The sequence below is a fragment of the Anaerolineae bacterium genome (assembly GCA_025062375.1).
Lineage (GTDB): Bacteria > Chloroflexota > Anaerolineae > SpSt-600 > SpSt-600 > SpSt-600.
Genome location: JANXAG010000019.1, coordinates 22390 through 35600, shown reverse-complemented (window position 1 = coordinate 35600; position 13211 = coordinate 22390). Strand labels below are relative to the sequence as shown.

Here is a 13211-nt window from a genome sequence, read left to right as displayed (position 1 = left end):
TTATCCTGTGGGAAGCAAGGACCATCTCTATCTTCCGGGCCTGAAGCTCAAGGTTTCCCCTCATAGCTCATATCCCTTATGACTGAGGGTGCTCACAGATCCCTATTATATAGAACATTTGTTCTAATGTCAAGCCGCCTTGCCCGGATTCAGGGAGCTCCACCCCGAAGCAATGGATGGGCTATCCCAATGTAATAATTCCGCTGGCCCCAGCGAACATCTTTTCGTCAGGACCGGAGCAGTTTGCCTTTTCTCCACGGGGCGGTATAATTAAATCCCTGGAGGATCAAAATATGCTCTTTTCCAGACTAACCCACAGGAAATTTCAGTTTGCGGCCCTGGCCTTCATATTGATAGCGGGAGCGTGCCTTTTCTTAACAGCAGGATACTTTGGCTTAAAGGAAGGGGCTGAGAGGCTCCACCGTTCCCTTCAGCAGCGCTCTTGGGAGCATTACAACAAAGGAGAAGCCTACCTTCGGGAAGGCAACCTGGAATTGGCTTTAGCTGAATTTGAAGAAGCCCTGCGTCTATACCCCAGGAACGAGGAAGCCCTCCGAAAAATTTCCGAATTGAAACCCCTCCTTCAAAACATTGAAGTTACCCCACCCCAGCAATTAACCGAAAGCATCCTGGATAGCTCCTTTCAGGAAGCCCAGAATCTCTACCGGGAAGGGAAATGGGAGGAAGCCGCTCAGGCCCTGGAAAATCTCCGGCTTCTCGCACCCGATTACCGTAAAACTGCCGTTGTAGATCTTATGATTTCAGCCCTGTACAGGGCAGGGCTCACCAAGGTTCAGGAGGACGAATTAGAAATCGCCATCCAGTATTTCGATAAAGCTCTCGCCCTAAACCCCGAGGACCCTAACTTGAAGGAAGATAGGGAAAAAGCAGCCCTTTATCTTGAAGCTCTCACTTTCTGGGGCGCCGATTGGGAAAGAGCTTTGAAAGCATTGGAAACTCTGGCCCAGAAATACCCTGACTACAAAGATTCCAGGGTCAAACTCAAAGAGGCCCGATTTGAATATGCGCGGGCTCTGGCTCAGAAAGGCGACTGGTGCAGGGCCGAAGCTCAATTAAGACTCATCCCTGAGCCTGATTCCAGAATTAAATCTGAGCTTTACAAAGCCTATACTCTATGTTACGTAAGGACTCCAACCCCCTCACTGGTTCCTTCCCCAACTGGCACTTTAATACCCGCAACACCCATTGCAGCCTCAGGAATGTGCTCGGGCCAGATTGCCTGGGCCGATTACGACTCCGTTAAATTTGAGTTTGTCCTTTACTCTATGGATTTGGACAAAGGCCAAGTGTTAAAGATCGCTGAGAAAGCCGCTAATCCGGCCCTTTCCCCCGATGGAAAATCCGTTCTCTTTCGCTCCCTTCAAGGAGATATGATAGGCTTGGCCCGAACGCTCTACCCAGGAGGTGAAAAAATAAGAGTGACCACTTATGCTGAGGACACTTTCCCCTCCTGGGCTCCTGATGGCAAACAGATAGCTTTTGCCTCACGCCGGGAAGGCGATAGAAAATGGAGGATTTACATCGGATGGGCAACAGGTCTGGAAGCAGTCCGGGAGTTGGCTTACGGCACAAGACCCACCTGGTCTCCCGATGGCAAAAGCATAGTGTTCCAGGGCTGTGCTCCCTCTGCAACCCAATGCGGTCTTGTTTCTATCGGGGTAGATGGCTCAAACCAGCGCCTTCTGACCCCCTTCCCGGGTGATACTGCCCCCGCTTTCTCGCCTGACGGCACAAAGCTGGCCTTCATGTCCGCTGAGAGGGACGGGAACTGGGAAATTTATGTTCTGGAAATAAAGACCGGCAGGATAAGCCGCCTCACCAGCAGTCCCGAAGTGGATGGTTTGCCCGTCTGGTCGCCTGATGGACGCTGCTTGGCTTTCCTTTCCCACCGCGATGGAAAATGGGGCCTTTACTTGATGCGGGCTGATGGCTCAAATGTTCGCCTTCTTACCACTCTCTCCAGCTCTTTAGGAGATTGGATGGACCATAACCTTTCCTGGGGGCCGTAGAATGCCTCTATACGTGGCGTTTGTCTGGCACATGCATCAACCATACTACAAAGACCCCATCTCGGGCAAATACGTTTTGCCCTGGCTTCGCCTGCATGCGGTAAAGGATTACCTACATATGGTAGAGGTTCTGAGCCAGTATCCCCGCGTAAAGGTTACCATAAACCTTGTGCCATCCCTCCTCCTGCAACTTCTGGAGTATCTTAAGGGAGAAGCAATTGACCCCGCTATGGAGCTGGGCTTTAAGGATGAATGGTCACAGGAGGAAAAAGAGTATATCCTTTCGCATTTCTTCAGCATAAACCGCGAGCGCCTGCTGAACCTATATCCCCCCTACCGCTTGCTCCTGGAACTCAGCCCTTACGTCCGCCAGGCCCCTCACCTCTTCTCCTCCGCCTACTTCCGCGACCTTATAACCTGGTTCAATCTGGCCTGGACTGACCCCAACAAAGTTAAAGGAGATGCCTTCCTAAAGAGCTTGGCTGAAAAAGGAGTCAACTTTTCCAGAGAAGAGTTTGCTGGACTCCTGGAGAAGCATAGGGAAATAATGGCGGGGATAATTCCCCTATACCGGGAGCTGGAGGCGAAAGGGCAAGTAGAACTCGCGACTTCACCCTTCTACCACCCCATACTTCCCCTGCTCATAAATATTGAAAATGCCCGCCGGGCGAGCCCACATCTTCCCTTGCCCTCTGTAGCTTTTTCTCACCCTGAAGATGCCGAAGAACAAATCCGCAAGGCTATAGAATTCCACCGGAACCTTTTCGGCCATGAGCCGGCAGGATTTTGGCCTCCTGAAGGAGCAGTATGTCCAGAGCTCGTCCCAATTTTAGCCCAAAAGGGATTCGCATGGTTTGCTACTGATGAGGCTATTCTGGCTCGCACCCTCCAACTGAGCCTGGAAAGGGACTCCAACGGCCACCTCAAAAGACCTGAGATTCTCTACAAACCCTACCGCATCCAGGTTGACGGGAAAAGCCTCGCTGTTCTTTTCCGAGACCGATTTCTGTCAGACCGCATCGGTTTTGTCTACCAGCACATGGATGGATATGAGGCAGCGCAGGATCTGGTGGGAAGGCTCAAAGCAGCAAAGGATCGCCTGCCCCGGGAAAGACCTTCCCTTGTCACCATTATCCTGGATGGGGAAAACTGCTGGGAACACTACGAGCACAATGGAGACGTTTTCCTCCACAATCTCTACCGAATGCTTTCGGAAGAGCCGGAAATTGAGTGTGTGAGGGTTAAAGATTTTCTGGAAATGTTTCCTCCGCAGGATACCCTAACTGATCTGGCTACAGGTTCCTGGATAGAGGGCAATCTGGAGACATGGATTGGGGAAGAGGCTCAGAATAGGGCCTGGGAAGCTTTAGCTCGGGTTCGAGAAGATTTGATAAACTGGCAGAAAAATTACCCTCTGGCTGACCTGGAAACTTTAGAGAAAGGATGGGAATGCCTTTACAGAGCCGAAGGTAGCGATTGGTTCTGGTGGTATTACAGCCAGAATGTTTCGGAGCAGGAGCAAATATTTGACCAAGCCTTCAGAGGACACCTGGCCGGAGTTTACACAAACCTTGGCCTTCCTGTCCCCGAATGGCTTTCTTCCCCCATTACGAGACCGAAAGTGGTGCCGGAGCGGATTCCTTCTTACTTTGTTTCACCCAGGCTGGAAGCCTCACCTCAAGCCTCTTCAGACTGGGCCAGAGCCGGCTACGTGAAAGGGGTGGCAACGGGAGGGGCCATGCGCCCTTCAAGCCACCTCCTGAGCGGGCTCTATTATGGTTATGATCCAGGAACCCTTTACTTGCGAATAGAAACAGGCGAACCGGTGGACTCTTTATCCCTTTCCCTCTATTTCATATGCCCCTCTGCAGAGAAAATGAACTGGCAGTTCCGCCGCCTTGACGAAAAAGTTGAGGCCATGGACGGTGTTGGGCTGGCATGGGCCTTAGAGATAGTGCCCTATGAACCAAGAGCTTTCCTTTTCAAAGCCGAAGGCCAAGAGGTTTGGCGCTTAGCCAGGGAAATAGTGAACTTAGCGCGCTCTGAGAAAGTCCTGGAACTGGCCATACCCCTGAGCTATCTTGGCCTTAAAACTGGAGATACCCTTGGGTTAATAGTGGTGGGGGAAAAAGAGGGTGTTCTGGAAAAGATCCCGTATTCTGGGCCTCTGCTTTTCACCATCAAGGATAAATTCTAAAAGGGCTATGCCGTTAGATGTGCACCTTGATGACGAGGTAAAGCTGCGAAAACCTCATCCATGCGGGGCCAACCACTGGCTCGTGGTCAGGGTGGGGGCCGATATTGGCCTTAAGTGCATGAAGTGTGGCCGGAAAATCCTTGTGCCTCGTTCGGTCTTTGAAAAGCGCTTCAAATCCTTTATAAAGCGCAGCCGACCCACTTTGGATGATATAGCCACAGGACTTGCCCGGAAAACCTGAGGGGTTTACTCCGAACAGGCCTACGAAGCTTTCAAAGTAACTGCTAAGCAGAGGATCGTGGCTCATAAGGGCCGGGCTGAAAAGCTATGGAATTCCCTGAAGTGAAATTGCCAGCTTCAGGCAGGAATTTTCCACCATGTTTCGCTAGGCTGTAGGGTGGAGAAAGCTGGATTTGACTTGCCTGAGGGGTTGGATATAATTAGCCCCCGAGGGAGAGTTCAGATGATCCTTAAGTTTATAATTTTTTGAACCCTTTGAGGCCGGGATGAAAGGCAGGCGCACGTGATGCGCCGGGATTCCCGGCTTTATATTTTAACCCACCCGGACGGCTCTGCGAGCCGGGGAGGTGGTTCCCCCCTTTAGCTCCTCAAAGCCTCCCCAGGCCTGAAGGGTGGGAGACGCCAGGGCTTGGGGAGGAGAAATGAGCATTATTTACCTTGATAACGCCGCCACTTCTTTCCCTAAACCACCTCAGGTGGTAGAAGCAATAGTTCGTTTTCTCACCAGAGTTGGAGCTAATCCTGGTCGTTCCGGGCACCGCCTATCAGTAGAGGCCGGCCGAATTGTCTACGAAACGAGAGAAGCCCTGGCTGAACTCTTCGGCATATCCGATCCTCTCCGCATAGTCTTCGGTCACAATGCTACCGAGATGCTGAACCTGGTCCTTACGGGTTTCCTCCGCCCAGGGGATCACGTAATAACCAGCTCCATGGAGCACAATTCAGTGATGCGGCCCCTGCGGGCCCTGGAGAAGAATGGGGTTGAAATCTCAGTGCTCAAGTGTTCCCCTGAGGGCTTGCTTGACCCAGTGGATCTGGAAAGAGCCATACGTCCCAGCACTCGCCTTATAGTTCTGAACCATGCCTCCAACGTCACCGGGACGATTTTGCCGGTAAGGGAAGCCGGGAAACTCGCTCGCCAGTATGGGGCATACCTTCTGGTGGATGCCGCTCAGACAGCCGGAGCCCATCCCATTGATGTAGAAGCCGATGGCATAGATTTTCTAGCTTTTACCGGCCACAAGAGCCTTCTCGGCCCCACCGGAACTGGAGGCCTCTACATCGGGCCAAGGGTTCCTCTGGAGGAGTTAAAACCTCTAAAACGAGGTGGTACTGGTTCCCGGAGCGAGTTGGAAGAGCAGCCTGATTTCCTGCCCGATAAATACGAAAGCGGGACTTTAAACGCAGCAGGCCTTGCAGGCTTAGGAGCGGGGGTCCGGTTTATACTGGAAAGAGGGGTTGAAGAAATCCGCTGCCACGAATTGCGGCTCACCGCTCTCCTGCTGGAAGGCCTCTCTTCCATTGAAAGGGTCAGGCTCTATGGCCCTTCAGATCTTTCCCTGAGGATAGGAATCGTTTCCTTCAACGTGGAAGGATTAGAACCATCTGATGTAGCTTTTGCCTTAGATGAAGAATTCGGGATAATGTGCAGGCCTGGCCTTCATTGTGCCCCGTCTGCCCACAGGACCATGGGTACTTTTCCGAAGGGCACAGTGCGCTTCTCCATAGGCTTTTTCAATACGGTAGAAGAAGTGGAAAAAGCTATAGAAGCCATAAAGAAAATCGCAAGGAGGTGAGCTATGGCAAAGGTAATTGACGCAAGGGGTCTATCCTGCCCTCAGCCAGTTCTACTCACCCGCAAAGCCATGGCTGAAGCCGGCGAATTGATAGTTATCGTGGACAACGTTACAGCCAGAGAGAACATCTCGCACCTTGCGCGCAAACAGGGTTTTACTGTAACAGTGGATGAGAAAAGCGATGGGATTTATATCCATTTGCGTCGGGAGGTAGAGCCAGAGCGAGCTTCTGCCGGCACCCCTCCAGCAGGCCCTGCGGTTATTCTAATTCCTGCTTCCGGGATAGGAAGAGGACCTGAGGAGCTACAGGAAGTCCTCATCCGAAGTTTCCTGCACGTTTTGAACGAGGTGGACCCATTGCCCGAGGCCATCATTTTCATTAATACCGGGGTGAAACTTACCGTGGAAGGGTCGCCGGTCATAGAGGATTTAAAGGCGCTGGAGGAGAAAGGGGTGGAGATCCTCATTTGTGGAACATGCCTGAACTATTTCGGCCTTACAGATAAAGTGGCAGTGGGATCAATTTCCAACATGTACTCTATTGCTGAGAAACTTATGGGAGCTGGGAAAGTCCTGAGCCTTTGAGGAGAGGGAAGCTGTGGAGTACGGGGTAATGGTCTTCCATTCTACAAACTGGGCTTTGAGGGCTGAAAAAGTGGCTAAAGAGGGGAGGTTTGAGGTCAAGCTAATACCCACTCCGCGCCACATAAGTTCTGATTGCGGGATGGCTCTGAGGTTCCGGTGGGAAGATAGGGAGGCCCTTCTGGCCCTTCTGGAAAGCAAAGGGGTCAGGGTTGAAGGGGTTTATAAATTAGACAAAAGCGGCAACTGTTGACCGGGCTGTGGAGGTAAGGGAAATGAATGGGAGGGACTTCTCTCGCCTGACAACCCTCGCTACCTGTGCAGGCTGAGCCGGGAAAACAGGCCCTGAGGCCCTGGCGCAGGTCCTGCGCCACATAATTGACCGGTTTCCAAGAGAAGCTTACGCCAACCTTCTGGTAGGCCTTGGCGAGGGGGATGATGCCGCCGTTTACAAGCTCAACGAAGAATTGGCCATCATTTTCACCGCTGACTTTTTCGCCCCGGTGGTAGATGACCCTTACACATACGGGGCTATAGCTGCCGCCAACTCCATGAGCGATGTCTACGCTATGGGGGGCGAAGTTCTCCTGGCTTTAAACATAACCTGTCTTCCCCCCGATATGCCTCCGGAAGTAGCCGGCGCTATCCTCAGAGGCGGGGCCGATAAAGTGGCCGAAGCCGGGGGAATACTGGTGGGGGGACATACCATGGACGATAAGGAGCCCAAGTACGGCTTAGCGGTGGTGGGTACCGTTCACCCCCAGAAGGTAATTACCAAAGCTGGGGCTAAACCCGGGGACTTTCTCTTCTTAACCAAACCTCTCGGGACAGGGGTGATAACCACGGCCCTGAAGGCGGGGTTAGCTGAAGAAGAACACGTCAGGGCAGCGGTAGAAGTAATGCTTCGCCTCAACCGCAATGCTGCAAGAGCAATGCAGGAGACAGGTGTTTCAGCTGCTACTGATATTACTGGGTTTGGTTTACTGGGCCATGCCAGGGATATAGCAGTTATGAGTGAGGTAAACCTGCGCTTTCATTACGAGCGCATTCCCTTCATCCCGGGGGCGAGGGAGTACGCTGAACAATGGCTTTTCCCTGGCGGCACTCACTCCAACGAGCGCTTTTTCCATCCCTGGGTACGTTTCCTGGCCAGCCTGAGGGAAGAAGAACAGCTTCTCCTATTTGATGCGCAGACTTCGGGAGGGCTTCTTGTAGCAGTGCCGCCGGAACGAGCTCCTCTCTTTGAGGAAAGTCTGCGGGAGAAAGGGGAAAGGTGCTGGATTGTAGGGGAGGTCTTGGAGGGAGACGGTATAATAGAAGTAATTTGAGACAGGAGGCCAAAAGATGAAATATCTCTATGGGGTAACCTTCATCGTTCTTCTGGCGATTGTAGCCTACTTTCTTAAATGGCCTCCCTGGTTAGTTTTTGCCCTTTCAGGTTTGGGGATAATACCGCTGGCTTATCTCATGGGCAAAGCCACCGAGGAATTAGCCGAACGTGTTAATCCTTACATAGGAGGCCTTCTGAGCGCCGCCCTGGGCAACGCTGCGGAACTTATTATCGGCGTGTTCGCTATAAAAGAAGGGCTCCTGGATATGGTCAAGGCCTCCATAACCGGCTCCATTCTGGGCAACCTCCTCGTGATCATGGGATTAAGCTTCCTTCTGGGAGGATTATCCCACGGGGTTTTGAGGTTTGACCGGGTCGGAGCGGGAATGCGGGCTTCCATGCTGGCCATCATCCTCATTGCCGTTGGGATACCTTCCTTTTTCAGTTATGCCACAAAGCAAAGCCATTCCCCGCCTATTGATTACCTGAGTTACAGTGTGGCCACAATAATGGTGCTTCTTTATATTTTGCTCGGCTTGTTTTTCCTGTCAGCTCCGAAAGGCCATAAACCTCCGCCCCTCAAGGAACAAAGTTCTGCAACGGGCCCCATCATAATGCTTGCATCCACTGTAGCTGGTGTTGCTATCTTGAGCGAATTGTTGGTTAAATCCACCGAGCCCCTTATAGAGAGCCTCGGGATTACGGAGTTTTTCCTGGGCATCTTCATAATCCCTCTCGTGGGGAACGTGGCGGAGCACTTCGGAGCGGTTGTAGTGGCCTGGAAGGGGAAATCTGAACTATCTGTAACTATCAGTTTGGAATCAAGCCTTCAGATAGCCCTGCTCATAGTGCCATCGTTCGTCTTTGTCAGTCTCGGTCTCGGTTACCATTTCACCCTTGTGTTCACTACCCTTGAACTTATTTCACTGGGGGCAGCGGTCCTTATCGCCTCCCTCATTTCCCTGGATGGGGAAGCCAATTGGCTGGAGGGAGTTCAACTTTTAGCGGTCTACATTATCTTGGGGCTGGCTTTCTTCTTCTTCCCTGCCTGAGCTATGCCACCCTTCTTGGCCTGTATTGAAGGGCTTCGGCAATGTGGTGGGGTAAGATTTCGTGGGAGCCTTCCAGATCCGCTATGGTGCGGGCCAGCTTGAGGACCCGATGATAGGCTCTGGCAGTCATCCCAAGCTGGGTCATGGCTGCCCGCAGGAGGCTTTTTCCACTCTCGTTGATCTGACAGAATTCCCGGATCTCTGCCGGACCCATGTCGGCATTACACAGAAGCTTTGTCCCTTCAAACCGCTTCCGCTGGATGTTCCTGGCTCTTTCCACCCTTTCCCTTATTCTGGCCGAAGGCTCGGCGGGCTGGTCAGAAACCAGCTTTTCATACTCAACCCTCGGCACTTCCACGTAGATATCAATCCGATCCAGAAGCGGACCGGAAATGCGTTTCTGGTAACGGCTTACCGTTGAAGGGGAACAGGTGCAGGCGCGAGTCGGATCCCCATAGTAGCCGCATGGGCAGGGATTCATAGCCGCCACTAACATAAAGTTGGCCGGGAAAGTGAGGGAGCCATGAGCCCTGCTTATCGTTACCACATGGTCTTCTAAAGGCTGGCGCAGCACTTCAAGAGTCCTCTGGCCGAACTCCGGCAGTTCATCCAGAAACAGGACTCCTCGGTGCGCCAGGCTTACCTCTCCTGGCCGCGGGAGTCTCCCGCCTCCTACTAAACCTGCATGGCTTATGGTATGGTGAGGTGACCGGAATGGTCTCTGACGGATTAAAGGGGTACCAGGAGGAAGCATGTTAGCTACACTGTAAATGCGAGTTATTTCCAGCGCCTCTTCCATAGTAAGAGTGGGCAGTATGGAGGGTAGGGCCCTTGCCAGAAGGGTTTTCCCAGCCCCCGGGGGACCAACCATAAGGACGTTGTGCCCTCCAGCCGCGGCTATTTCCAGTGCCCTCTTGACGTGTTCCTGCCCTTTTATATCGGCCATGTCCACTTCGTAGTGAGGTTCCACTTCCCCTGTCAGGGATGGATCGGGCTTATAGGGTTTGAGCTCTTCCCTCCCATTTAAGTGCCGAGCGAGGCTTATGAGGTCTGAGACAGGGATGATCTCAAGGCCTGGCACCAGAGCGGCTTCCGGGGCATCCATGGAGGGGACGAAGAACGTCTTAAAGCCCTTTTCTTTGAGGAAACCGGCCATCGGGAGGATGCCCCGCACATGACGGACTGCTCCTTCCAGAGAGAGCTCTCCCACAAAAGCCATACCCGAAAGTTCAGCCGAGACCTGCCCAGAAGCGCATAGAATTCCGAGGGCAATGGGAAGATCATAGGCTGAACCTTCTTTGTGGAGGTCAGCGGGGGCAAGGTTTACGGTTATCCTTCCGCCAGGGAAATGGAAGCCAGCGTTTTTAAGGGCAGAGCGAACCCTCTCCCTTGATTCCTGGACAGCGGTATCCGGCAGGCCAACGATTATAAAACCCGGAGAACCCGCAGAGACGTCCACCTCCACCTGGACTATGGCGCCGTCCAGGCCTATGATAGCACAGCTTGTAACTGTGGAAAGCATTTCTCACCACTCCCCCGGGGCTCCCAGCCGAATGGAAACCCCGCCAGAAAGGCCGGGAGCCCCCTCACTTTAAGGGAGACTTTCCTGCAGGAGCTGGTTAGCTATGACCAGGCGCTGGATTTCGTTGGTGCCTTCGTAGATTTCCGTTATCTTCGCATCGCGGTAGAGGCGCTCCACCACGTACTCTTTCATGTAGCCGTAGCCCCCATGGATTTGAACGGCTTTGTTGGTAACCCAGACAGCGGTTTCGGAAGCGAAGAGTTTGGCCATAGCTGCCTCTTTGGTGTAGCGCTCTCCCGCATCCTTCTTTAAGGCAGCCTTTAAAGTCAGAAGCCTCGCCGCCTCTATCCGGGTAGCCATGTCCACCAGCATCCACTGGATAGCCTGGAATTGAGCGATGGGTTGGCCAAACTGCTGCCGGGTTTTAGCGTATTTCAGAGCTTCCTCATAGGCTCTGCGGGCTATCCCTACTGCCTGGGCGGCTACTCCTATTCTGCCTGAATCCAGCATCATTAAGGCAATTTTGAAACCCTCTCCTTCCTGCCCCAGTCTGTTGGAAACGGGGATCCGGCAATCTTCAAAGATGAGCTCCGAAGTATTGGTGCCCCTTATCCCCATCTTATCGTCTTCACGGCCGACTTTGAAACCGGGCGTGCCTTTCTCCACGATGAAAGCCGTTATCCCTTTGTGGCGGAGGGCCGGATCTATTGTGGCAAAAACTATCACCACATCGGCTATGGTTCCGTTGGTTATGAAATGCTTGAGGCCCGAAATCACATAATAATCTCCGTCCTTTACCGCTCTTGTCCGGATAGAGGCAGCGTCGCTGCCGGCCTCAGGTTCAGTCAGGGCAAAGGCCCCGATAGCTCTGCCCGAGGCCAGGTCTGGAAGGTAACGTTTCTTCTGGTCTTCAGTCCCGAAGAGGGCAATGGGCTGGCAAACAAGGGAATTCTGTATAGCCACCATTATTCCAGTAGAAGCACAAACCCTTGAAAGCTCTTCCACCACCAGAACGTAGCTTACGGTATCGGCTTTAGTTCCTCCATATTCCGGGGGGACCATGAGGCCCAGAAAACCAAGCTCCCCAAGCTTCCGGAATTGCTCTAAAGGAGGCTTGCCCAGCTCATCCAACTTTGAAGCTATGGGTTCCAGTTCATTGCAGGCAAATTCCTTAACCCTCTTCTGAATAAGCTTATGTTCTTCGGTAAGATTGAGGTCCATAAGAGCACCCCCGCCCATCAGGAATACTTGTAGAAACCTTCGCCGCTCTTTCGGCCGAGCTTCCCGGCTAGAACCATCCTTCGCAGAAGGGGAGGAGCTACGAACCTCGGATCCTTTAGCTCCTCATACATGGCATCAGCGATGTAAAGGGTGGTATCGAGTCCCACCAGGTCCAGAAGAGCGAAGGGGCCCATAGGGTGATTGAGACCAAGCCTTATGGCCGTATCTATGTCTTCTTTCGTGGCGTAGCCCGATTCCAGCATCCTGACGGCGTCCAGAAGGAAGGGGATGAGGAGGGTGTTAACGATAAAACCGGGGTAATCTTTGGCTAAAACTATGGTCTTGCCCAGGGATTCTCCGAACTTGCGGGCTATATCCAGAGTCTCCTCAGAAGTAAGGATGGTCCTGACAATTTCCAGGAGGGGCATAACCGGGACAGGGTTAAAGAAATGGAGGCCCAGAACTTTATCCGGACGCTTCGTGACAGCAGCCATAGCTGTTATGCAGAGAGAAGAGGTATTGGAAGCCAGGATAGCATGGGGCGGGGTTATGCGGTCCAGTTCGGCAAAGACCCGTTTTTTGAGTTCAAGGTTTTCAATAACTGCCTCAATGACTATATCGCAATCAGCGAAGTCCTCCATGGAGGTGGTACCCTTTATCCTGGCCCAGGCGTCATCCATTTCCCCCTGGGTGAGCTTTCCTCTGGAGACAGCCTTGCTCATGGATTCCTTTACTCGGGCCAGACCCTTTTGAAGGAGCTCATCGTTGATCTCGCGGACCACTACTTCATAGCCGGCCCGGGCGCATACTTCGGTTATGCCTGAGCCCATTACGCCGCATCCCACGACGCCAACCTTTTTGATTTCCATGGCTTGCCTCCTTGGAAGGATTTCAGAGGAGCAGCTTTTTCTCCACCTCGGCTGGCTCCATTCCTGTGACCGAAATAATTTTGTTGCGAGAGGAAGCTCCAGCCACTATTTCCAGCTGCTCCCTTTTTACCCCGAGCTTTTCGGCTAAAAAGGAGAGGAGTTCCTCATTGGCCCTGCCCTCCTCTGGAGGGGCGGCTATTTTGACTTTTATAGCATCTCCGTAGCGGCCTACGATTTCGTTCCTTTTGGCTTTGGGAACCACAGTGACAGCAAAGGCAGCCCCCTTTTCAGCCTTAGTAATGCGGAACCTTATCTTCCTCACTACATCCTCCCGAGGATTTCCAGAAGCACTCCCTTTATTATCTGGAGGGCTACTATTGCTACTGCTGGGGTTATATCCAACATCCCGATCGGAGGGACAACCCTGCGCAAAGGTGCGAGGATTGGCTCAGTTATGCGGAAGATAAGGCGAGCGACAGGGTGATAGTAGCTAACCCCAAACCATGAAAGGAACACCCTCACCAGAATGGCAAGGCTCCACAGGTTGAAGAAAAGGTCAACAGTGTTGTAAACAATCCATTCGGGCGACAA

The 13211-nt window shown here is 52.7% G+C and carries 13 protein-coding genes; 8 read left to right on the top strand and 5 right to left on the bottom strand.

What is annotated here, in order from left to right; all coding sequences use genetic code 11:
- The first annotated feature begins 293 nt into the window (after positions 1-293).
- The 8 genes from NZ653_06565 (at position 294) to cax (ending at position 9008) form a co-directional block, all read left to right on the top strand.
- Positions 294-2030: a tetratricopeptide repeat protein gene (locus NZ653_06565; protein ID MCS7286776.1), complete on the top strand. Its 1737-nt coding sequence runs from the start codon at positions 294-296 to the stop codon at positions 2028-2030.
- 1 nt (position 2031) lies between these two features.
- Positions 2032-4227 carry a glycoside hydrolase family 57 protein gene (locus NZ653_06560; GenBank protein ID MCS7286775.1) on the top strand — a complete coding sequence of 732 codons (2196 nt, stop codon included), beginning with the start codon at positions 2032-2034 and terminating at the stop codon, positions 4225-4227.
- A 7-nt stretch (positions 4228-4234) separates the two neighbouring features.
- Positions 4235-4468, top strand: a complete 234-nt coding sequence (locus NZ653_06555; GenBank protein MCS7286774.1) for a DUF951 domain-containing protein — start codon at positions 4235-4237, stop codon at positions 4466-4468.
- Positions 4469-4889: 421 nt separating this feature from the next.
- Positions 4890-6044 carry an aminotransferase class V-fold PLP-dependent enzyme gene (locus NZ653_06550; protein MCS7286773.1) on the top strand — a complete coding sequence of 385 codons (1155 nt, stop codon included), beginning with the start codon at positions 4890-4892 and terminating at the stop codon, positions 6042-6044.
- Between the two features lie 3 nt (positions 6045-6047).
- Positions 6048-6629, top strand: coding sequence for a sulfurtransferase-like selenium metabolism protein YedF (gene yedF, locus NZ653_06545; protein ID MCS7286772.1), 582 nt, complete (start codon positions 6048-6050; stop codon positions 6627-6629).
- Positions 6630-6642: 13 nt separating this feature from the next.
- Positions 6643-6879: a DUF3343 domain-containing protein gene (locus NZ653_06540; protein MCS7286771.1), complete on the top strand. Its 237-nt coding sequence runs from the start codon at positions 6643-6645 to the stop codon at positions 6877-6879.
- A gap of 22 nt (positions 6880-6901) precedes the next feature.
- Positions 6902-7954, top strand: coding sequence for a selenide, water dikinase SelD (selD, locus tag NZ653_06535; protein MCS7286770.1), 1053 nt, complete (start codon positions 6902-6904; stop codon positions 7952-7954).
- 16 nt (positions 7955-7970) lie between these two features.
- Positions 7971-9008, top strand: a complete 1038-nt coding sequence (gene cax / locus NZ653_06530; protein ID MCS7286769.1) for a calcium/proton exchanger — start codon at positions 7971-7973, stop codon at positions 9006-9008.
- Position 9009: 1 nt separating this feature from the next.
- On the opposite strand, the gene NZ653_06525 is transcribed toward cax, so the two are convergent.
- From NZ653_06525 to NZ653_06505, 5 genes are all read right to left on the bottom strand, one after another.
- Positions 9010-10530, bottom strand: coding sequence for a YifB family Mg chelatase-like AAA ATPase (locus tag NZ653_06525; GenBank protein MCS7286768.1), 1521 nt, complete (start codon positions 10528-10530; stop codon positions 9010-9012).
- 69 nt (positions 10531-10599) lie between these two features.
- The gene (locus tag NZ653_06520) at positions 10600-11751 is read right to left on the bottom strand and encodes an acyl-CoA dehydrogenase (protein MCS7286767.1); all 1152 of its coding nucleotides are present in this window, start codon (positions 11749-11751) and stop codon (positions 10600-10602) included.
- Between the two features lie 17 nt (positions 11752-11768).
- On the bottom strand, positions 11769-12620 hold the full coding sequence (locus tag NZ653_06515) for a 3-hydroxybutyryl-CoA dehydrogenase (GenBank protein MCS7286766.1): 852 nt from the start codon (positions 12618-12620) through the stop codon (positions 11769-11771).
- Positions 12621-12642: 22 nt separating this feature from the next.
- A complete protein-coding gene (locus NZ653_06510) occupies positions 12643-12942 on the bottom strand; it encodes a DUF167 domain-containing protein (GenBank protein MCS7286765.1) in 300 nt (99 codons plus the stop codon).
- Positions 12942-13211 (bottom strand): YggT family protein, encoded by a 270-nt coding sequence (locus tag NZ653_06505; GenBank protein MCS7286764.1) that lies wholly within the window; start codon positions 13209-13211, stop codon positions 12942-12944. The genes NZ653_06510 and NZ653_06505 overlap by 1 nt, the downstream gene beginning before the upstream one ends.